This is a genomic window from Sporosarcina sp. FSL K6-1540, from assembly GCF_038620285.1.
In the GTDB taxonomy this organism is placed as follows: Bacteria; Bacillota; Bacilli; order Bacillales_A; family Planococcaceae; genus Sporosarcina; species Sporosarcina psychrophila.
Map to the genome: position 1 here is coordinate 136,839 of NZ_CP152018.1, position 22,773 is coordinate 159,611.

At 43.8% G+C, this 22,773-nt stretch carries 19 protein-coding genes; all 19 read right to left on the reverse strand.

Translation table 11 applies throughout. The features are described from left to right. Positions 1–162 precede the first annotated feature (162 nt). The 19 genes from MKY15_RS00635 to MKY15_RS00725 all read right to left on the reverse strand — a co-directional run bounded on the left by MKY15_RS00635 (position 163) and on the right by MKY15_RS00725 (position 22,640). Positions 163–1,830: a ribonuclease J gene (locus MKY15_RS00635; RefSeq protein WP_067211116.1), complete on the reverse strand. Its 1,668-nt coding sequence runs from the start codon at positions 1,828–1,830 to the stop codon at positions 163–165. Positions 1,831–1,938: 108 nt separating this feature from the next. Continuing rightward, entirely contained in the window at positions 1,939–2,829 is an 891-nt protein-coding gene (gene dapA, locus MKY15_RS00640; protein WP_342538726.1) for a 4-hydroxy-tetrahydrodipicolinate synthase, read from the reverse strand. A gap of 26 nt (positions 2,830–2,855) precedes the next feature. Continuing rightward, the gene (locus MKY15_RS00645; protein WP_067211122.1) at positions 2,856–3,881 is read right to left on the reverse strand and encodes an aspartate-semialdehyde dehydrogenase; all 1,026 of its coding nucleotides are present in this window, start codon (positions 3,879–3,881) and stop codon (positions 2,856–2,858) included. A 177-nt stretch (positions 3,882–4,058) separates the two neighbouring features. Then, on the reverse strand, positions 4,059–4,649 hold the full coding sequence (locus MKY15_RS00650; protein ID WP_187045368.1) for a dipicolinate synthase subunit B: 591 nt from the start codon (positions 4,647–4,649) through the stop codon (positions 4,059–4,061). 12 nt (positions 4,650–4,661) lie between these two features. Further along, a complete protein-coding gene (locus MKY15_RS00655) occupies positions 4,662–5,435 on the reverse strand; it encodes a dipicolinate synthase (protein ID WP_342538727.1) in 774 nt (257 codons plus the stop codon). Further along, entirely contained in the window at positions 5,425–5,700 is a 276-nt protein-coding gene (locus MKY15_RS00660; RefSeq protein WP_067211130.1) for a YlmC/YmxH family sporulation protein, read from the reverse strand. The genes MKY15_RS00655 and MKY15_RS00660 overlap by 11 nt, the downstream gene beginning before the upstream one ends. Before the next feature lie 71 nt (positions 5,701–5,771). Continuing rightward, positions 5,772–7,019: a pitrilysin family protein gene (locus MKY15_RS00665; RefSeq protein ID WP_342538728.1), complete on the reverse strand. Its 1,248-nt coding sequence runs from the start codon at positions 7,017–7,019 to the stop codon at positions 5,772–5,774. A gap of 279 nt (positions 7,020–7,298) precedes the next feature. Further along, positions 7,299–9,416: a polyribonucleotide nucleotidyltransferase gene (gene pnp, locus MKY15_RS00670; protein WP_067211135.1), complete on the reverse strand. Its 2,118-nt coding sequence runs from the start codon at positions 9,414–9,416 to the stop codon at positions 7,299–7,301. Positions 9,417–9,890: 474 nt separating this feature from the next. Further along, the gene (gene rpsO / locus MKY15_RS00675) at positions 9,891–10,160 is read right to left on the reverse strand and encodes a 30S ribosomal protein S15 (protein WP_067211137.1); all 270 of its coding nucleotides are present in this window, start codon (positions 10,158–10,160) and stop codon (positions 9,891–9,893) included. Positions 10,161–10,289: 129 nt separating this feature from the next. Continuing rightward, the gene (locus tag MKY15_RS00680; RefSeq protein WP_342538729.1) at positions 10,290–11,237 is read right to left on the reverse strand and encodes a bifunctional riboflavin kinase/FAD synthetase; all 948 of its coding nucleotides are present in this window, start codon (positions 11,235–11,237) and stop codon (positions 10,290–10,292) included. Between the two features lie 12 nt (positions 11,238–11,249). Continuing rightward, positions 11,250–12,161, reverse strand: coding sequence for a tRNA pseudouridine(55) synthase TruB (truB, locus tag MKY15_RS00685; protein WP_340740388.1), 912 nt, complete (start codon positions 12,159–12,161; stop codon positions 11,250–11,252). Between the two features lie 263 nt (positions 12,162–12,424). Further along, entirely contained in the window at positions 12,425–12,787 is a 363-nt protein-coding gene (gene rbfA / locus MKY15_RS00690) for a 30S ribosome-binding factor RbfA (protein WP_067211145.1), read from the reverse strand. 22 nt (positions 12,788–12,809) lie between these two features. Continuing rightward, complete coding sequence (locus MKY15_RS00695; RefSeq protein WP_067211147.1) at positions 12,810–13,088, reverse strand: DUF503 domain-containing protein; 279 nt, start codon at positions 13,086–13,088, stop codon at positions 12,810–12,812. Continuing rightward, a complete protein-coding gene (gene infB, locus MKY15_RS00700) occupies positions 13,085–15,646 on the reverse strand; it encodes a translation initiation factor IF-2 (protein WP_342538731.1) in 2,562 nt (853 codons plus the stop codon). Before infB ends, MKY15_RS00695 begins: the two co-directional genes overlap by 4 nt. Continuing rightward, positions 15,594–15,971, reverse strand: coding sequence for a YlxQ family RNA-binding protein (locus MKY15_RS00705; RefSeq protein WP_067211153.1), 378 nt, complete (start codon positions 15,969–15,971; stop codon positions 15,594–15,596). The genes infB and MKY15_RS00705 overlap by 53 nt, the downstream gene beginning before the upstream one ends. Beyond that, the gene (locus tag MKY15_RS00710) at positions 15,968–16,246 is read right to left on the reverse strand and encodes a YlxR family protein (RefSeq protein WP_067211155.1); all 279 of its coding nucleotides are present in this window, start codon (positions 16,244–16,246) and stop codon (positions 15,968–15,970) included. Before MKY15_RS00710 ends, MKY15_RS00705 begins: the two co-directional genes overlap by 4 nt. A gap of 19 nt (positions 16,247–16,265) precedes the next feature. Beyond that, complete coding sequence (gene nusA / locus MKY15_RS00715; protein WP_187045374.1) at positions 16,266–17,462, reverse strand: transcription termination factor NusA; 1,197 nt, start codon at positions 17,460–17,462, stop codon at positions 16,266–16,268. A 22-nt stretch (positions 17,463–17,484) separates the two neighbouring features. Beyond that, the gene (gene rimP, locus MKY15_RS00720; protein ID WP_067211160.1) at positions 17,485–17,961 is read right to left on the reverse strand and encodes a ribosome maturation factor RimP; all 477 of its coding nucleotides are present in this window, start codon (positions 17,959–17,961) and stop codon (positions 17,485–17,487) included. Positions 17,962–18,329: 368 nt separating this feature from the next. After that, complete coding sequence (locus MKY15_RS00725; RefSeq protein ID WP_067211163.1) at positions 18,330–22,640, reverse strand: PolC-type DNA polymerase III; 4,311 nt, start codon at positions 22,638–22,640, stop codon at positions 18,330–18,332. Between the last annotated feature and the right edge of the window lie 133 nt (positions 22,641–22,773).

Here is a 22,773-nt window from a genome sequence, read left to right on the forward strand (position 1 = left end):
ACGGCAAGGAAACCCTTTGTAGCATTATTATCGATTCTATATACTCTGAAATAAAGATTTCCTTCTACCCGTTTCCGCGCTCAGGGATGCCTTGTAAGGCACCTTTGCTCAGTTTATACAGGTGTGAAAGTATTCATATGTTCAATAAATATAGTTGTTGTATTAGTATTCCATAATTATAGGAATAATCATTGGTCTTCTTTTCGTTTGCTGATACAGATACGAACTAAGTGTATCGCGTATCTCTTGTTTAATGTTTGTCCATTCGAACGTCTCTTTATTCACATACTTCTCAACAATTTTTCTGACAAGATTTGCAGACTCTTCAAGAAGCTCTTCGGATTCACGTACATAGACGAATCCACGAGAGACGATTTCCGGTCCTGCAGCGATGCGTTTCTGTTTACGGTTTAGTGTGACAACAACTGTAAAGATCCCATCCTGTGAAAGTAGTTTACGATCACGGAGTACGATATTTCCAACGTCCCCTACCCCAATTCCGTCAATCAGAATATTACCTGCTTGAACTCGTCCACTCATGCGCATTTTATTGTTTTTATATTCGACAATGTCGCCTTTATCTGCAATAAATATTTGTGATTTCTGAAGTCCTGTCTCCTGTGCAAGTTTGGAATGCGCAATAAGCATCCGATACTCGCCTTGGATTGGAACGAAATAGCTAGGTTGCATTAAGTTCAGCATCAATTTCAAATCTTCCGAACTACCATGCCCTGAAACGTGGACATTCTTACTTGAAGTAAGAACATTTGCACCAGCTTTTGCAAGATCATTCATTGTCTGGAACATCGAAACTTCCATCCCAGGAGATGGTGTAAACGTAATAAGAACTGTATCTGTTTCTTTGATACGTAAGTCTCTATGCTGTTTACGTACAATTTTCTCAAGCGCATCAAGCGGCTCGCCTTGGTTACCTGTCACGATAATAACAACTCTATCATCATCATACTTCTCGATTTCTTTGACTGGGATAACAATGTCATCTTCAATCGTTAAATAACCGAGTTTCATGCCGACTTCGAAGTAACTTTCTAGACTCTTCCCAACGACTGCCACTTTTTTACCTGTTTCCAATGCCGTATCGAATACTTGCTGAATACGGATAAAATTCGACGCATAAAGCGCGACAAGAATTCTACCTTCTGCTCCGTGGAACGTTTTAGATAGACTTTTTTCGATAACCGACTCAGATGTCGTATAACCGGGACGCTCTGCTTCGGAAGAATCCGACATTAGGATGAAGACACCTTCTTCACCAAGTGCCGCCATTTTCGCAATGTCGGGACGGTACTTCCCTTTAGCAGACTGATCGAATTTGAATTCTCCGGTATGGACAATTGCCCCTTCACTTGTATGGAATACGATTCCGAGTGAATCTGGTATGCTGTGTGTCGTATGGAAGAATGTTACGTACGTACCTTTAAAATTCATTCGGCTTTTGTTCGTCACTTCAAAAAACTTAACGTTCGAGGGTGCCGGCATTTCTTTCAAATGTTCTTTCGCCAATGCGATTGTCAATTTAGAACCATAGACAGGTGCTTGTACTTTTTGCAGAAGATAGGAAATCGAGCCGATTGCATCTTCGTGACCGTGCGTCAGGAAAATCCCTTTTACGCGGTCTTTGTTTTCTTCAATATAACTTATATCTGGAATGACGATGTCAATTCCAAGCATTTCTCCTTCAGGGAACATAAGCCCCGCGTCAACGATGAACAGTTCGTCATCAACTTCGACCACGTACATTGCTTTCCCGATTTCTCCAACTCCACCGAGTGGAATGATTCTAATTAGTTCATTTTTTGTTTTTGTCACTTTGTTTCCTCCTATTAATAATTCCCGTCCATAACGACTATATTTCATTATACGGGACTGAAGCTATCTGTACAAACAAAAAAAGCCGGTAATTGATACCGGCTCCGATTAATTGAAAATATGAAGGTTTTTTCTATAGTTTTTCCAGACGTTATCAAAGGGTTCATCATTGCCTTCGAGCGCTATCAACGGCAATCTAACTCCCCCAGTTTCAACACCCAGTTTTTCTAGCGCGTATTTCACCATCACTGGGTTGGGAGCGGTAAAAATTGCACGGAATAAAGGTAGCAACGCTCTATGCATCGCCCCAGCTTGTTCTGTTCGCCCATCTTTGAATGCAGCAATCATCTGCTGCATTTCATTGCCTGCAACGTGAGAAGCGACCGACACGATACCTTTTCCACCTATCGCCAAGGTCGGTAATGCCAATGAGTCGTCCCCGCTATAAACTGAAAATCCCTCATCCGTCCCTGAAATAATGTCCACCATCTGCTCCAGGTTTCCACTCGCTTCTTTTACTGCTCGGATATTTGTTATTTTCGATAAAGCGATGAGCGTTTCAGGAAGCATGTTGACAGCTGAGCGCCCCGGAATATTATACAACATCACCGGTAGGCTAGTTTCACCTGCGACATGCGCGAAGTGGGCGTACATTCCTTTTTGATCAGGTTTGTTGTAGTAAGGTGCAACGAGCATAATACCGTCAGCCCCAACCCGTTCCGCCATCCGTGTAAGCTTGACGGTTTCCTTTGTAGAAAACGTACCAGTCCCCGCGATGACTGGTATGCGCTTGTTTACTTCTTTTATCGTGAACGTAAAAAGTGCTTCCTTCTCTTCTACGGAAAGCGTAGGAGATTCACCAGTCGTACCACATACGACCAATGAATCACTCCCATTCGCAATCAGGTGTTCAATCAGTTTGGCAGTTTTGTCGTAGTCAATGTCTCCCGTTGATGAAAAAGGGGTGACCATTGCAGTCGATACGCGTCCAAGCTCCATTGTTATCAGCCCTTTACTTTGTTTTATTAGTTAAGCAGAGTTTCTGCGATTTGCACCGAATTAAGTGCCGCCCCTTTTAGGAGATTGTCCGATACAATCCACAGATGGAATCCAGCCGGGTGTTCTGGGTCTTTTCTTATACGGCCCACAAACACTTCGTCTTTTCCTTCTGCAAATAATGGCATCGGATACAATTGTTTAGATGGATCGTCTTGGACGACGACGCCTGGTGCATTTTCAAGTAGAGCGTGAAGTTCTTCTACAGAAACTCCCTCTTTACCAATTTCAATATAAACCGACTCAGAATGCCCTGTTACGACAGGTAGACGTACACATGTCGCTGACACGGACAATTTCTGATCACCAAATATTTTTTTGGTTTCATTCATCATTTTGAGCTCTTCAAGTGTATATCCTGAAGCATCGAAGGCATCAATTTGAGGAATCGCATTGAATGCGATTGGATAATGCCGTTCTGCTGAAGCAGATGGTAAAATAGCTGCTTCTATTTTCGAGCGGTTTTCAAACTGCAAACTTTGACTTTCCAACTCTTCAATTGCTTCAGATCCGGCACCTGATACTGCCTGATACGTTGAAACAATAATTCGATCCAATCCAAACTTCTCACGAATCGGTTGCAGCGCAGTCACCATTTGAATCGTCGAACAGTTTGGGTTGGCAATGATTCCTGTATGTCCGCTTAAAGCTCCCGCGTTCACTTCAGGAACAACTAACGGAATGTCTTCTATCATCCGGAATGCGCTCGTATTATCAATGACGACCGCTCCTCTTTTTACTGCTTCATGTGCAAACTTTTCTGAAATAGATCCGCCCGCACTGAAAAATGCGATGTCAATGCCTTCGAATGATTCTGGAACCGTTTCTTCAACAATATATTTATGGCCACCTGCCGTAATTTCTGCACCTGCAGATCGCTTAGAGGCTAGCAGCTTAATTGATTGGACTGGAAAATTACGTTCAAGTAATTTTTCAAGAATTTTTGTACCCACAGCTCCCGTAGCACCGACTATTGCAACATTAACCTTTTTCATCTCTATCTCCCTTTCAGCTTATACGGATGCATAAATAATCAGGACATGCATTTTTTATACTGTTTTCCAAATTGCTACAAAAAACAGCATGATTAACATAAATACTTCTGTCCCTTACATCGTTAGCAGTTCATTGGAGGAATTATATCATATATCCGATTATTCTGCTCTGTATTTTTATTTTTTGTCATGAATAATTAATAACGGTTGAAGTTGTCTTTTTTCAAGAGCTGCAGCTGTAGCAGGTACCATAAGCGTGAAATCGGAGATAAGTGAATTTGGTTTTTTTACTGGATCATCTTGCCCAAAAGGGATGAAAAACACATTTTTCATATTGAGTAGCTTCATGAGGTTCATTGCGTTTAAGCCAAGTGCATCGTTTGTTGAAATACCTATAAGTACTGGACTTTCATTCCGTAACGTAGCTTTTGCAGCCATTAAGACAGGTGAATCTGTTGCCGCGTTAGCAAATCTGCTCATGGAATTCCCAGTCATCGGTGCGATAACCATACAATCGACAGGAGTTTTCGGTCCGAATGGTTCAGCTCCTACAATTGTAGAGATAACTTTTTCACCCGTTGCGGCTTCAATTCGTGCAATCCATTCTTCCCCAGTTCCGAAACGCGTTGCGGCTGTCAAAACAGAGTGAGTGATAACGGGCACAACGGTTGCTCCCGCGTCTTTTAGCGCATCAATGACTGGTATAATTTCCTCATACGTACAATGTGACGCCGTAATCCCAAGGCCTATCCTCTTTCCCTTTAGCATCGTGTTCCCCTTTCATCTTCTATACATTCTCTCGAGCGCATCCGCCAAAGCGATTGCTGCATCTACAGGAAAGTGTTTTCCCGGTAATCCGAGGAGTACTGTATAGTATTCAGATGAAAGTTGCGCCTTTAGGCAGCCCGGGGCTGACGCAAGGTCATAAATGTGCAGTCTGGGGTTCTCAGTAGCCACAAGCCATTTTGCGGGAATCGTGTTAATCAGCATTCCCTCTTTCATTGCCCAATCGTCCGTTAACTGCTCCGTCTTATATCCGTGATAACAAGCTTCACCAATCTGAGCTTCAGACCTAGCAACGACAGTCACAACAGCCCCTAAAGATGCCAATGCATGTGCTGTCGCCTTACCAACCTTGCCGAAGCCCGCCACGGAGAAAGGAGTCCCTGAAATGCACCGTTTTGTGCGCGCATAGTATTCATGGATGAATCCCTCGGCAGTCAGCTTCGCATTTTGCCAGATGAATTGCTCTTCTTTTAGATAGCAATGGAGTGACAATCCTTCCTCTCTTAGAGGCTTCAGCCATGGTTCCGAGGCGACTCCTGTATAGAGTTCCGTTCCCTCTTCTAGCAATAAAGGAGGAATTTCGTTTTTCATTTGTAAAATCGGGAAAACAATTTGCCTTGGCGAATAGTTCGCAATCACTTCACCAAGTTCATCCGAATAATGATCGGTTCCAATGTGTTGAGTGGCAAATCCTCTTTCAAACATGATGTCGCTGCAAGCCGCCAATCTGCTGTCCGTCCCTATGAAGAGCCAGTTATTATCTTTCATCGCTAGCCAACTCATCCATACTATGCGTTTTTCCGAATAGAATACGATGTTCTCCAATCAAGACAATTTCGTGCCAAGGTATGAATTCATCCGAAGGTTCTTGACGGTTCTTGAATGAAAACCGACCGAACTTCTTCTTTATTTCAAATCCGATAATATCCCCTGTTCTCCCGTTAAAAATAAGGTCGGTATCCGCCAAATAACCATAGCGGACCCCGTCCTCAACTTGAATAAGCTCCTTCTGAGCAAGTTCTGAAAGTAGCATCGTCATTCCCCTTTCCTTCGTCTCCATCCATCATATGAGATGAGCACGGGAAAACTGACTAACGCTAGCAATCATCTATTAAATTCTTTTAGAACATCCTTTGGGGCGATGATGGATGTTGCCCGTTGCCCACTAAAGATGTCGTTTGCCATTCTATAAACCTGATTTAATTCGATATTATCGATAAGAGCTACAACTTCATCGACTGATTTATGCTCCTCTAAAATGAGTTCATTTTTACCGTTGCGGTGCATCCTTGCTTCTGAACTTTCAAGACCTAGCAGGAACCCGCCTTTTAACTGCTCTTTCGCATTATGCAATTCGTTTTCTGTAACGCCTGCCGTCAATATCGATTGAATTACTTCATCAATCGTATCGGACAATTCTCTGAGATTCTCTGGGGAAGTTCCACCGTATATCATGAATGCACCCGTCGTTTTATACGCGGAGAAATAGGAATGAATTGAGTAGGCCAAACCACGTTCTTCACGGACTTCCTGAAATAGTCGCGAGGACATCGAGCCGCCTATTATGCTATCTAACACAATCAACTCTGGAATTCGTTTATCGTCTACAGTAAGCCCTGTAAAGCCAAGACAGATATGGGCTTGTTCAATATCTTTTTCTTTCAGCGTAATACCGCCGTGGAATTCAGGTAACGCTACTGGTGTCGCCCGTTCAATCTTCTCGTCCTTTTTGAATGAACCGAATTGAACTTCAATCAGCTGTATTAATCGATTGTCATAGTTGCCAGCTACTGAAATAACAACTTGATCAGGCGTATACGTGCGACCCATGAAGTCATCTATCATTTTGCGGTTGAACGTATTGATTGTCGATTCATCACCGAGAACTGGTTTACCAATCGGTTGTTCTGGAAACATAACGCTCCATAACCGTTCGTCTACATCATCATCCGGTGCATCTTCGACTGCTGCAATTTCATCAAGGACAATCGACTTTTCTTTCTCAATTTCTACTTCATCAAACGTCGAATTGAAAAACATATCCGTTAAGATGGATAGCGCGCGAGGTGCCTGGTGTCCGAGTACCGTCGTGTAATAACAAGTCATCTCTTTCGATGTGAAGGCGTTAACGTCTCCGCCAATCCGATCAAATTCCTCTGCTATCGTGCGCGCACTTCGTGATGGCGTTCCTTTAAAGAGCATATGTTCAATAAAATGAGCGATTCCAGCTTCTGATTCCATCTCATCTCCTGAACCTGCACCTACCCATATCCCTAATGCAACCGAGCGTACATGCGGCATTTTTTCATGGACGATTCTGACGCCATTTCGGCATACATGTGTTTCTATCATTCTTGGAATCCCCCTTTTAAACTCTATTCTATTTTTATAGTATATTTGATGGATGAAGAAAAGCGCAAGCGGACCGAGTTAGAGAACTCAGCTTAAGTTCACCACAAGAGGAAGGCAGTCTAAAGTCGCCGCGTCCTGCGACAACAAGGAGGGATGCAGTTCAATCCCTCCCGATTGACTTATGACCCGAGCGTGTGGTCGCTAGAGACTGGACAATGAAGAAAAAGCCCCTCATCTTCACTTGAAGAGGGGCTTTCCATTCTAGTGCTGTATGTCGATTCAGCTATTCGCTTTTTCAGCTGCTTCTTTTTCTTCAAGAATGACAATTTTTCTAGACAAGTTAACGCGTCCTTGGTTATCAACTTCAGTTACTTTTACGAACATTTCATCGCCCATTTTCAAGACATCTTCAACCACTTTAGTCCGCTCTTCTGCAATTTCAGAAACGTGGAGCAGTCCGTCTTTACCTGGGAATAGTTCAAGGAAGGCACCGAATTTCTCAATGCGTTTCACTTTCGCCATATAGTATTCGCCAACTTTTGCTTCGCGAACGATATTCTCAATCATCGCTTTCGCTTTGGTATTCATTTCATTGTTTGGAGAAGAGATATAAATCGTACCATCTTGTTCAGTATCGATTTTAACATTCGTCTCTTCGATGATCTTGTTGATGACTTTTCCGCCTGGCCCAATTACGTCACGAATCTTGTCTGGATTGATTTTGATAACGATAATTTTCGGAGCATATTCTGAAAGCTCTTCACGCGGTCCTGAAATTGCTGTGATCATATGGTTTAGAATTTTCAAGCGACCTACTTTTGCTTGTGTCAATGCTTCTTCCAAGATTTCACGTGAAAGACCATCGATTTTAATATCCATTTGAAGCGCAGTGATTCCTTTGTCAGTTCCTGCTACTTTGAAGTCCATATCGCCAAGATGATCTTCCATCCCTTGAATATCGGAAAGAACAGAGTAGTTGTCCCCTTTTTTCACAAGACCCATTGCGATACCCGCAACTGGAGCTTTAAGTGGAACACCCGCATCTAACATGGCCATTGTTGACGCACAGATCGATGCTTGTGAAGATGAACCGTTTGACTCGAGTACTTCAGCTACTAGACGAATTGTGTACGGGAAATCAGTATCATTCGGGATAACCGCTGATAATGCGCGTTCCCCAAGTGCACCGTGCCCAATTTCACGACGTCCTGGTCCACGGATTGGACCCGTTTCACCAACACTGAAGTTCGGGAAGTTATAATGGTGCATGAAACGTTTTGTTTCTTCAAGACCAAGACCATCGATGATTTGTACTTCACCAAGGGCTCCAAGTGTACAAACACTAAGCGCTTGCGTTTGTCCGCGAGTAAAGAGACCTGAACCGTGCGTACGTGGCAAGATGCCTACTTCAGATGCAAGTGGACGAATTTCGTCAAGGCCACGGCCATCAGGACGGATTTTTTCATCCGTAATAAGGCGACGTACTTCTTCTTTAACCATATAATCCAAAACGCCTTTTACTTGTTTCATCGTCGCATCGTCCGCTTCGTTTTCTTTGTAGCGTTCGATTACTTCGTTTTTCACTGCATTGATAGCATCTTCACGCGCATGCTTCTCAACAGTTTGGATTGCATTAACAAGATCGGTTTCACAGCTATTTTTAATATCGGACATAATTGTTTCATCCAATGTGAATAGTGCAACTTCCGTTTTCGCTTTGCCGACTTCAGCAATGATTTTTTCTTGGAATTCAATCAGTTTAATGATTTCACCGTGTCCGAACATAATTGCTTCAAGAATGATATCTTCCGCAACTTCTTGTGCGCCTGCTTCAACCATGTTGATCGCATCTTTCGTACCAGCGACAACAAGGTCAAGTTCACTCTTCTCCAATTGTGCCGGTGTTGGGTTAACGATGAATTTCCCGTCGATTAATCCAATTTGAATACCAGCGATTGGTCCTTCGAAAGGAATGTCAGAAATCGACAATGCAAGTGAAGAACCGAGCATTGCTGCCATTTCAGATGAACAATCTTGATCAACTGACATAACAAGTGAAATAACTTGTACATCATTGCGGAACCCGTCTGCGAATAAAGGACGGATTGGACGGTCGATTAGTCGGCTCGTTAAGACCGCTTTTTCTGATGGACGTCCTTCACGTTTAATGAAGCCACCTGGAATTTTCCCAACAGCATACATGCGTTCTTCATAATTCACTGTAAGAGGGAAGAAATCTAATCCTCGTGAATTTTTAGAAGATGTTGCAGTTGAAAGTACTGTTGTTTCCCCGTAGCGTACAAGTACTGCTCCGTTAGCCTGTTTAGCAAGTTGTCCCGTTTCAATTGTCAACGGTCGTCCTGCCCAATCTAGTGTATAAACTTTTTTCTCGGTCATAATTGAACCCCTCTCCATATCCCAGCCTCGACTGTATACGTGTATGTACTTAGTAGTAGTGTAAGTGATAGCGCTCAGTGAACACAAGTTTTTATCATCATTAACCGTCATCATGGCACATTTGTACAGTATACCACTTTATTGTGGTTTCTAGTATAGAATGGGCGAAATTAGTGGTGTTATGGACTTTTTTGTAGGAAATGAAACACGGAAGTAAAGGACATAAAGAATTCCTGCAATCTGCCTCGCCGCCAGTCTTAGGGCGGGAGACTGCCACCTACTAATACAACGCCACTGTGAATGCATAAGCATGTCGTAGTGCTTTATGTTCAAAGTAAAGGCATTGACATGGTTTTTTACGAGTAAGTTCATGGCGAGCATAATAGGGCCCATGGCGGTCATAACGAGTTAAACGCAATTAAAAATACGTACAAAAAAAAGCGGGCACGAGGCCCACTTTCGATAGTCATCTTATTAACGGCGAAGGCCGAGTTTAGCAATAAGATCACGGTAACGCTGAACTTCATTGTCTCGTAAGTATCTCAAAAGTCTTTTACGAGTTCCGATCATTTTGTAAAGACCACGACGTGAGTGGTTGTCTTTCTTATGAAGACGGAAATGTTCTGTCAGGTTATTGATCTCTTCTGTAAGGACAGCGATTTGTACATCTGCTGATCCAGTATCAGTATCATGAATTTTGTATTCACTGATCAATTCATTTTTACGTTCTTGTGTGATAGCCATCTTCTTCACCTCCATATAGTAAGATATCCCCGGTTCCCGAGCAAGCGTTGGTGATTCGCGATGCCAAGGAATGGTTTGTGCACATTGGCACGTATTTATAGTACCACGCCTATTTTGGAAATGCAACAATCATCCGCGTGCTGCTAGAATCTCTTGTGCGCTTTTTTTGTCTTTGGCGATCTGTTCGACAAGCAGATCAATGGAACCGAATTTTTGCTCAGGGCGGATATGTCCCACCCAGTCTACAAATGCTTCTTTCCCATAGAGGTCTCCGGTAAAATCGAGTACATGCACTTCTACGACGGCCTGTCTATCACTTGGATCATGGAACGTCGGTTTAACGCCAACATTACACACACCTTCATATGTTTGTTCATCCACAGTAAAACGCACTGCATAGACGCCATTTGCAGGCAACACTGTACTTTTCTCTGGCATAACGTTGGCAGTGGGGAATCCGAGCAGCCTTCCTCTTTTCTCGCCGTCAACGACTATACCCACTGTCCGAAAAGGTCTGCCAAGAAGCAATTCTGTCTCTTCAACATTACCTTTAGACAAAAGCTCACGAATCCGTGTTGAGGAAATCTTTTGCTCATCATCTGTTACTTTTTCGATAACAGTTGTACCGAATGCCCCGTCTGACAAAGCAGCCATCTGCTCCATGGTGCCCGCGCCCTTCGAACCGAATGTAAAATCAAACCCTGCAGTAACATGCAAAACATGTAGTTCCTTCAAGAAAATATCTACGAATTGCTTAGGCGAAAGCGAAGCAAGTGCCCAGTCAAACGTTACGATGAACAAAGCATCGATCCCCATTGCACTAAGTAGCCTAGCTTTTTCCTTATACTGCGTAATATAACCTACCTTATTTTCACCATCACCAAATAGATGAGAGGGATGCGGATCGAATGTCATAACAGCCGAGCGGATACCTAGTTCTTCGGCCTTTCTTTTCGCTTCGTTGATCACTGTCTGATGACCTCTATGCAAGCCGTCAAAGAAACCAATCGCAAGGGAGTAATTCGCATCATCGTCAATCGTAATTGTTTCTGGATAATGCAATTTGTAGATGTCCATTAGTATCGCCCCTTACCTGTTCAATGGAAACATCTTTTCAGGCTTCATAAGACCAAGCTTGGTAGGATGCTTCCTGTATACTGCAAGTGCCTTGCCTTCATTCATAAACACGAGTGCCTCTTCCGTGTCCAGCAGTGGATGCTCCGGCAACACTTGTCCATTTTCTACTTTCTCCAGAAGCTCCTCAGGGATTTCAATCGCAGTAAAATCACTTAGTGCATCTTCAAGCGGACGAAGTATCGAGGCTATTTGCCCTTCTTCTTGAAGAGCCCTCACTTCATCCAATGTACGGCAATCGTCCTGCACGTACGTTCCTGACGATGTACGGACTAATGCGGCCATATGCGCCGGGAAACCCAGTAGCTCCCCTATCTGGACTGCAAGCGTGCGGATGTACGTTCCTTTGCCGCAAGCAACTCGGATGCGGAATGAAACTGTTTCACCTTCATACCATTGTACAGGATCCAACAATTCGATTTCACGAATGAACACTTTCCGTTCAGGCCTTTCAACTTCAATGCCTTTTCGAGCATATTCATATAACTTTTTACCATTCACTTTTACAGCAGAATACATCGGTGGAATTTGGACGATTTCGCCTGTCAATTTGGCGAGCGCTGCTTCAATTTCCGTTCGTGTAATATGTTTTGGTGATAAATCCGAAGCTACGACTGCTCCATCCGCATCTTCCGTTTCAGTTGCAGTCCCAATGGATACAACCGCAATATATTCTTTGCCAGAATCTGTTATATATTCAGCGACCTTTGTTGCCTGTCCTAGACAAATCGGCAATACGCCCTCTACGCTTGGATCAAGTGTACCGGTATGTCCCACTTTTTTCGTACCGAGAATCTTCCGCAACTTGAATACACAATCATGCGAAGTCATTCCTTTTTCCTTCCACAGGGGAAGTATTCCATTCATACACGCCACCACCTTCACAATTCTTACTATATGTAAAAAGGAGGAAGCCGGAAAGTCCTTGTGGACACCGACTTCCTCCTTTTTGTTACTGGCTAGTCTCCAGGTACCAGATGCAAGGTCATAAAGCATCTTAGCGACACCCTACTCTTTTTCCACTGGCTAGACCCCGGGTACCAGATGCTAGGGTCATAAATCAGTCCAGCTCTGCGGATAGTACCCCGCGACGCTGGCCCACTTTATGCCCGTCGTATCTTAGCGGCACCCTACTCTTTTTCTACTTCATTGTCTTCGTTTTTCACCTGTTTAAGAAGTGATTCGATTCGAGTTCCGTATGCAACGGAAGTATCATATTCGAACTTAAGTTCGGGTGTTATCCGAAGCCTGATTCGCTGGCCGATTTCAGTACGAATATATCCTTTCGCCTGATTCAGCCCTCTTAGTGTATCCTTTTTTTCCGAATCTTTTCCAAGAACAGAAATGTAAATCGTTGCATGTTGAAGATCACCAGTCACCTCGACATCAGTTACTGTAACAAAACCGATTCGTGGATCTTTAATTTTTTGACCGATGATTTCACCAAGCTCTTTTTTCATCTGCTCTGCAACACGATTAGCACGCATTGTCATGGATGGTCACCCCAATCCCGTTTTAATAATAGTCGAGCGTTAAGTTGGACAATTCCCATTCTGGATTTGACTCCAAAAGTCGGATTGCCCGCCTAACCTCACGCTCAGCTGCATCTTTTGATGAGGCAACAGCAACAAGAGCGATTGTTGTTCGTTGCCACAGATCCTGATGATCTAGTTCTGAGATGGAGACATTATAGTCATTTTTGACTCTGTCCGTCATCCGTTTTAAAACAGACCGCTTCTCTTTCAATGAAGCCGCCTCCGGAATGAAGAATGAACATTCCGCATAGACAATCATACTCGTTTAATTTCTTCCATGATGAAGGCTTCGATAACGTCGTCTACATGTATATCGTCAAAGTTTTTGATTGTAATTCCACATTCATAGCCTTTTGCTACTTCTTTTGCATCGTCTTTAAAGCGTTTCAATGTATCTATTTCGCCTTCGAAGATGACGATGTTGTCGCGAACGATACGAACGCTTGAATCACGAGTAATCTTACCGCTCGTCACATAGCTTCCCGCAATCGTTCCGATTTTAGACACTTTAATTGTTTCGCGTACTTCAACTTGGCCGATAACTTTTTCTTCGTATTCAGGGTCAAGCATACCCTTCATTGCCAATTCGATTTCTTCAATCACTTTATAGATAACACGGTGTTGTCTGATTTCAACGCCTTCTTCTTCAGCCGCGCGTTTCGCGTTGACATCTGGACGAACGTTGAATCCAATAACGATAGCATTTGATGCAGCAGCAAGTGAAATATCAGATTCATTAATCGCGCCAGCACCTGTGTGGATGATTTTAACGTTGACGCCTTCAACTTCAATTTTCATAAGTGAAGATGCCATCGCTTCAACCGTACCTTGTACGTCTGCTTTTACGATTAAGTTCAATTCTTTGATTTCGCCTTGTTTCATATGATCAAACAAGTTATCAAGTGTTACACGTGTTTTCTCAACGCGTTGATCTTGCAGCGCTTCACCAGCTCTAGTTTCCCCGATTTGGCGTGCTGTTTTCTCGTCTTCAAAGACAACAAAACGATCTCCAGCTTGAGGTACATCGCTTAACCCTGTAATTTCAATCGGTGTAGATGGGCCAGCTTCTTTCACGCGGCGTCCAATGTCACTTACCATCGCACGTACACGACCGTATGTGTTACCAACTACGATTGGATCACCTACACGAAGCGTTCCGTCTTGTACAAGAAGCGTTGCAACAGCACCGCGACCTTTATCAAGAGAAGCTTCAATAACACTTCCGCGTGCGCGGATGTTTGGATCAGCTTTTAGTTCAGCGACTTCGGCAACAAGAAGAACCATTTCAATCAACTGGTCAATTCCTTCGCCTTTTAATGCTGAGATTGGTACGAAAATTGCATCTCCGCCCCATGCTTCAGCAACAAGTCCTTGGTCTGTTAATTCTTGCATAACACGGTCTGGATTTGCAGAAGGCTTATCCATCTTATTCACTGCAACGATAATCGGAACTTCAGCCGCTTTCGCATGGTTGATTGCTTCGATTGTTTGTGGCATAACACCATCATCCGCTGCTACAACAAGAATCGTAATATCAGTCACTTTCGCACCGCGTGCACGCATCGTTGTGAACGCCGCGTGACCTGGTGTATCAAGGAATGTTATTTTCTTGCCCTTTTCTTCGATTTGGTAGGCACCAATATGCTGTGTGATACCGCCCGCTTCGCCTTGTGTAACTTTCGTATTACGAATCGAGTCTAGAAGTGTCGTTTTACCGTGGTCAACATGCCCCATGATTGTAACGACTGGAGGACGTTCAATTGAAGCAATAGCTGTTTCTTCATGCTCCTCAAAGTACGTTTCAAGATCAGTTACATCGATACGAATTTCTTCTTCTACTTCAACTTCATAATCTGCGCAGATGAGTTCAATCGCATCTTTGTCCAATTCTTGGTTGATTGTAGCCATGATACCAAGCATGAAGAGTTTTTTGATGATTCCAGACGGTTCCCGGCCTAGTTTGTTCGCTAGTTCAGCAACTGACAGTGATTCGTAGAAAGTGATTTTTTCCGGTAACGGTTTTTCCACTTTTGGAATCGGGTTCGCTGGACGATATCTTCTACGCCCTTGGTTTATACCACGTGCCGGTGGACGTCCACCGCGACCGCCACCTGGACGACTTGGACCTCCGCCACCTGGGCGTCCGCCTTGTCCACTTGGTGCGCCTTGTGCTGGACGGTTGCCACCTGTTGAACCTTGCGCTGGGCGATTGCTACCCGTTGAGCTTTGCGCTGGACGGTTGCCGCCTGTTGAACTTTGTGCTGGACGGTTGCCACCTGTTGAGCTTTGTGATGGGCGATTGCCACCTGTTGAACTTTGTGCTGGACGGTTGCCACCTGTTGAACTTTGTGCTGGACGGTTGCCACCTGTTGAGCTTTGTGATGGGCGATTGCCACCTGTTGAGCTTTGTGATGGACGGTTGCCACCTGTTGAGCTTTGTGATGGACGGTTGCCGCCTGTTGAGCTTTGTGATGGGCGATTGCCGCCTGTTGAGCCTTGTGATGGGCGATTGCCGCCTGTTGAGCTTTGTGATGGGCGATTGCCGCCTGTTGAGCCTTGCGCTGGGCGATTGCCGCCTGTCGAACCTTGTGATGGTTTTGGAGCCATTTTTTGTTCAGCACCCTTCGTTTCTACTTTTGGCGCACTTGGTTTAGTGACATTGCCACTGAATTTACTATTCAGCTTTGTAATCGAATCATTATCTAATGTCGACATATGATTTGTAACACTTACATTTATCTTTCCAAGCTCATCAATAACTTCTTTACTCGTCCGATTCACTTGTTTCGCGTATTCGTGTACTCGTATTTTCGTCATTAGTCCACCCCCGGTTATATTCGTTGAGTAGCCCGGACACCTTTTTAGCAAAACCGCTGTCCGTTAGCGCAAGCACCACTCGCGACTCTTTTCCAACTGCATGTCCAAGCTCTTCTCGAGTCCCGAAAACATGCTTCTCAACGTTGTAAAATGCACTTTTATCAGTTAATTTCTTCAATGTATTTTTAGATGCGTCTTCTGAAATAATTACAAGACGTGCTTTGCCGGCACGAATTTCCCGAACAACCAAATCTTCACCCATAATAAGCATTCTTGCCCGCGCCGCCATGCCAAGCATTTGATAAATCTTTTTCGGATCTGTCATTTTAATGCCTCCCGGCGGATCGCGTGGAGAAGATCCTCAAATACCTGTTCAGGTACGGCCGTTCCAAGTTGACTTTCAATCGATCTGTTACGGCGCGCGGATTCAACTGCTTCTTCGGATTTTGACACATATGTCCCGCGGCCTGATTTCTTGCCAGTGAGATCGACTGAAACTTCCCCTTCTTTCGGGCGGACGATGCGAATCATTTCCTTTTTGGGAAACATATTGCCTGTCGCCGCACATTTACGCAAAGGAATTTTTTTCATGTTTGTCATGTGTGCTCAACCTTTCCTCTCAGTCTTCGTTTTCCGTATCCGTATACAGATCGATTGTTTCAGTTCCAACGTCTTCTGTTACTTCATCTTCAACGAAGTACGGGTCGCTTTCGTTCGCGTCCCCATCCAACTGGACTTGTTCTATGATTAACGCACTAGTGGCTGACGGATAAATCCCAAGTTCGCGTGCATCCGTTTCGCTCTTAATGTCGATTTTCCAACCAGTCATCTTGGCAGCAAGTCTAGCGTTTTGACCACGTTTCCCGATAGCAAGTGACAATTGATAGTCAGGTACAACAACCGTTGTCGATCGATCTTCTTCATTTACCTGAACGTCAATTACTTTTGAAGGACTCAGTGCATTTGCTACGAATATAGCTGGATCCTCTGACCATTCGACGATATCGATTTTCTCGCCATTTAGTTCATTTGAAATCGATTGAACCCGTGCACCTCTTGCGCCTACACATGAACCAACCGGATCTACTGCATCATTATTCGTATGAACTGAAATTTTAGAACGATCTCCCGCTTCTCGTGCAATCGATTTGATTTCAACGATACCTTCAAAGATTTCAGGAACCTCAACTTCAAACAGTCTGCGAAGAAGTCCTGGATGTGTTCTTGATACGAACACTTGCGGACCACGTGATGTACGTTCAACTTTTGTAATATAGACTTTGATACGATCATGGGGTTGATACTTTTCTGTCGGGATCTGTTCCCCTACTGGTAAAACAGCTTCGACTTTCCCAAGACCAACATACAAATTTCGTGCGTCAAGGCGTTCAACAATACCGTTGACGATATCATCTTCCCTATCGACGTACTCTTCATAGATGATGCCACGTTCCGCTTCCCTCACACGCTGCGTAACAACTTGCTTCGCAGTTTGTGCTGCAACACGACCAAAGTCGCGTGGCGTCACTTCTTCTTCAACAACATCTTCAAGTTCATAAGATGGGTTGATTTTATGTGCATCTTCAAGACTGATTTGTAGACGCTCATCTTCGACTTCTTCGACAACGTCTTTTCTTGAATAAACTTTCATTGTTCCTTTATCAAGGTTCAAGTCAACGCGCACATTTTGTGCCTGATTAAAATTGCGTTTATATGCGGTTACAAGTGCCGCTTCGATTGCTTCCACTAATACGTCCCTAGAAATACCTTTTTGCTTTTCTAAGGCTGTCAATGCATCGAGTAGATCACTACTCATGTTAATCACTCCTACTATTCAATTATGCGGAAAAGTCGATTGCCAAACGGGCAAGTGCGATTTTATCCAGTTCGATTACAACTTTTATTTTTCTAGTCTTAATGCGCATTTCAACTTCAGCGCCTTCAGGACCATATGCCAATAAATAACCTTCGAACTCTTTCATATCTTTAATGGCTTCGTACGTTTTAATGAATACGAACTGTCCAATCGCTTTTTGAAAATCTTCTTCCTTCTTCAACGGACGCTCTGCGCCTGGTGAAGACACTTCAAGAAAGTAGTTTTGCGGAATTGGATCAGTACGGTCAAGCTCTTCACTCAACTTTTCACTAACTTGAGAGCACTGATCAATATCGATGCTTCCGTTAGGTGTATCAATATAGACCCGTAAAAACCAGTCTCTTCCTTCTTTAACGAACTCTACATCGACAAGTTCCAATTCTAGTTCCTCTACAATTGGACCGGCGATTTTTGCGACTTCTTCCGTAATATTACTCATCTTAGCCCTCCCGAAATATTAATCAAATACGCCTCGGCGTATTTGCGCCAAGATTAGGTAGATTTAATTCACTACAAAATCTGTGGCATCCGCCGGAGGCTCTAACTTTATTTGATGAAAGCCTGAACTTCTACCAAATAAAATTAAAAAACAGTACAGAACAACAGAAAAGAGCGGGAAATCCCACTCTTTTTGCGCAAGACTATTACAAAAGTTGTTCCCATCATACCATACGATATTTGCTGGTGCAAACAAACCGAACAAGAAGAGTTCGGTTTGTTTGCATAATTCCAGCTTCCTTTGCGGGGATTATACAATAGATGTTAAACAACGCTACATATTGTATTTCGAAAAACCCAGCAAAAATCCTAGAAGAGGGACAGCTGATTCGCATCAGGCATACCTTCCAAACAACCTAATGCGTCCATATACTCGACAATTGTCTTCGAAACACGGCCGCGCTGTTGGAAATCTTCTTTCGAAAGAAATTCTCCGTCTTTCCTTGCTTCAACAATTGAATTCGCAACGTTCGTTCCAAGAGAAGGAACTGAATTAAATGGCGGAATCAGTGTATCGCCTTCAATAAGGAATGTTGTTGCGTCGGATTTATACAAATCTGGTCTTGCCAATGAAATACCGCGCTCCCACATTTCCAGCGCAATTTCAAGTACCGTGAGCAAGCTCTTTTCTTTCGGCGTTGCATCAAGCCCTTTTGCATTAATCTCTTTAACTTGCGCTCTAACCGACGCAGACCCCTTCGTCATCGTCAGTAGATCGAAGTCCGTTGCCCGTATTGTGAAGTATGTTGCATAGTACAGAATTGGATGATGCACTTTGAAGTATGCGATGCGTAGCGCCATCAATACATAGGCAGCTGCGTGTGCTTTCGGGAACATGTATTTAATCTTTTTACAAGATTCAATGTACCAGTTAGGTACGCTTTGAGCTTTCATTTCCGCTTCAAACTCCGGTGTCAACCCGCGGCCTTTACGGACAAATTCCATAATCTGAAAGGCCATCGACGGATCTAGCCCTTGATAGATCAGGTACACCATAATATCATCACGACAACCAATAACGTCTTTCAATTCGCAAGTTTTGTTCTGAATCAATTCCTGGGCGTTGCCGAGCCAAACGTCCGTACCATGAGACAATCCGGAAATTTGAATCAGTTCCGAAAACGTCGATGGCTTCGTTTCTTCAAGCATCTGCCGTACGAATCTTGTCCCAAACTCAGGCACACCAAGCGTACCCGTCTTACAACCGATTTGCTCCGGAGTGACGCCAAGCGAAGTTGTACCGCTGAATAATTCCATGACGCCTTTATCATCCGGTGGAATCGTAAGTGGATCAATGCCGGATAAATCCTGCAACATTTTAATCATTGTCGGATCATCATGACCAAGAATATCGAGTTTCAACAAGTTATTGTCAATGGAATGGAAGTCAAAATGAGTCGTCTTCCAACTCGAATTCAAATCATTCGCCGGAAACTGAATGGGTGTAAAATCGAATATATCCATATCATCCGGAACAACGATAATTCCACCGGGATGCTGCCCCGTATTCCTTTTAACGCCTGAACAACCTTGTACCAGTCGATCAATTTCAGCGCCACGGAAGTTCAAATTATTATCATTCATATAGCCGCGTACATAGCCATAGGCGGTCTTCTCAGCGACTGTTCCAATCGTCCCTGCACGATAAACAAAATCTTCACCGAACAGTTCCTTCGTATAATTATGAGCATGTGCTTGATAATCACCACTGAAGTTGAGGTCAATATCGGGAACTTTATCCCCATTAAATCCAAGGAAAGTTTCAAACGGGATATCCTGACCATCTTTTTTGAATGGCGTTTCGCATGTTGGGCACATTTTGTCTGGAAGATCGTAGCCAGAACTGACAGATCCATCATCGAAAAACTCGGCTACCTTACAGGTCGGACAAATATAATGTGGCGGCATTGGATTTACTTCGGTGATTTCCATCATCGTAGCAACAAGCGACGAACCGACAGACCCCCGAGACCCAACCAGATACCCTTCATCTAGCGATTTCTTCACGAGTTTATGCGAAATAAGGTAGATAACCGCAAAGCCGTGACCAATAATCGATTTTAGTTCTTTTTCAATACGTGCTTCGATGATTTCCGGCAATTGCTCACCATAGATTCCGTGCGCCATTGAATACGTCAGTTCACGTACTTCTTCATCCGCACCTTCGATTGTAGGGGTATAAAGATCATCTTTGATTGGCTTTACGTTACCGATTCTTTCTAAAATTGCATGCGGGTTGTCGATGACTATTTCTTCCGCGACTTCTTGACCTAGAAACGCAAACTCTTCCAGCATCTCATCCGTCGTCCGGAATTGGACCGCCGGTAGCGAATGCCTGTTCATCGGATTGGCTCCACCTTGTGATCTGACAAGTACTTGGCGGAATGTTGCATCCGTTTCATCAATGTAATGGACATTTCCAGTTGCACAAACGGGTAAACCAACCTTTTTTCCAAGCTTGATTAGTTTCCGCATTATGTCTTCCATATTCCACTCATCGCGAATCAATTCAAGTTCAAGCAAATGCGAATAAACTGGTTTGGGATGGACTTCAAGGTAATCATAAAACTTCGCAATTTCCTCTACTTCTTCCATCGGTTTCTGCATAAGCCCCTCGAACACTTCACCTTTATCACAACCAGAGCCAACAAGCAGCCCTTTACGGTATTTAACTAGCAATGAACGCGGAATACGCGGAATACGGTAGAAATAATCCATATGTGAGTACGAAACAAGTTTGAACAGGTTTTTCAATCCTTCATCATCCACCGCTAAAAGTGTACAATGCGATGGACGGGACCGTTTGTAGACGTCACCTTCACCAATATGGCGGTTAAAGTCATCCAAGTATTCGATGCCTTTGCTTTCCGCATCTTTTAACAAACGAAGGAACAGATGTGCAGTCGCTTCGGTATCATAGATTGCTCGGTGAGCCTGAGTCAGTTCGATTCCGAACTTTTTCGCTAACGTACCAAGCCTGTGATTACCCATTTCTGGGTACAAGAAGCGGGCCAGTTCGAGCGTATCGATAACCGGATAGGCCGCGGCTTCCAAGTCCGCCTTTTTACATGCTTGATAAAAGAAGCCCATATCGAATTTCGCATTATGAGCAACAAGAATCGAATCGCCAATAAATTCGACGAAATCTTTCGTGACATCCTCAATTTCCGGTGCATTTTTTACCATTTCGTCGGTAATTCCCGTCAATCTGGTCGTTGTCGATGATAGCGGATGATGCGGATTTGAGAATCTTTCGAACGTCTCAATAATCTCACCATTTTTCACTCTGACTGCAGCCAGCTCGATGATTCTGTCATACACTGCTGAAAGCCCTGTCGTCTCAACGTCAAATACAACAAATGAATCATCTTCAAGCTTTCTATGCTGTTCATCAAAAACGATAGGCACTCCGTCATCAACTAGATTTGCTTCTAGTCCGAAAATGACTTTCACACCATGTTTTTTCCCAGCGTTATACGCCTCTGGAAATGATTGAACGTTCGCGTGATCTGTAATTGCGATTGCGGGGTGTCCCCATTTCGCCGCTTGTTCAACAAGTGCAGATGCAGATACAACGGCATCCATCTGACTCATCGTCGTGTGTGCATGCAGTTCAATCCGTTTTCGGTCCTTCGGCGCCTTGTCTTGTCTGATAATAGGAGACACTTCCATAACGTCTTGAGCCATCATAATAAGATCCCGTACGAACGTATCGTTTTGGATACCGCCGCGGGCTCGAATCCATGTCCCTTTTTTCAGCGCCTTCATCATTTCCGCATCTTCGTTATCACGCGAGAACATTTTAACAAGAATTGAATCCGTGTAATCTGTTACTTTAATCGTCAACAGTGAGCGTCCACTCCGCAGTTCACGAACATCCGTATCAAACACATAGCCTTCTATTGTCACGCGACGTTCTTCGTCCTGAATTTGCTGAATTTCGAGCATAGGCTCATCTGGTTTAATTGGCGTTCCGAGACGGAATGGTCCAGATACAGTGCCACTTTCTTTCTGGGATGTTTCCCTTAGTTTTAAATCTTCAAGCGCTTTTTTACCATACGCTTCCTCTTCCGCTAGCCGTTGCGCCATAAATGCTTCACGGGCAGCTTCCGCTCCGCTATCTTCATCTGTCAATTTGAAATCGACGACAGGCCGCGGAAATCCGAATGATGTATACACATCCGTGATGAGTCCAGCATATTTGCCTTTCATCATTTGTAGTTCCAAATCATTCGTACAAGAAAGCGTCATTTTACCACCCGTCATGACCGGCTTTTGTCCAATAAGAAGTTCTCTGATTGGCGGAGACATATCACTCAACTCTTCGATGATAAATGGCCAATAATCCGTTAGTAATTGCCCATCTACTTCCTGGTTTCTGGATGTAATATGAAGCTTAACCCTCGCAATTGCCGCAAATGTTTTATTGATACGTTGCGAAAACACTGTATAGACATCTACTGGTAATGGCTTGTCGAGCGTTAAATTAAATTGCCACACTCTTGATTTTCGGTGAATGTTCACACGGTTAAGTTCCGCATGTTCAAAGTGAATGACATATTGATCATCTGTCATCTCGATTTGTTGCAGCAAGATATATAGTTTATTTATAGCGTCCATAAGCCTCTCCAATCCTTCATCAGTAAGAAAAGCGCAAGGCGCCGTCTGGACGCGACAGGCATAAGTCGATCCAGGGACGTGGCGCTCTTTGCCACATAGCTGGATTGCTTATGACCGAGCGGCTGGCGCCTGG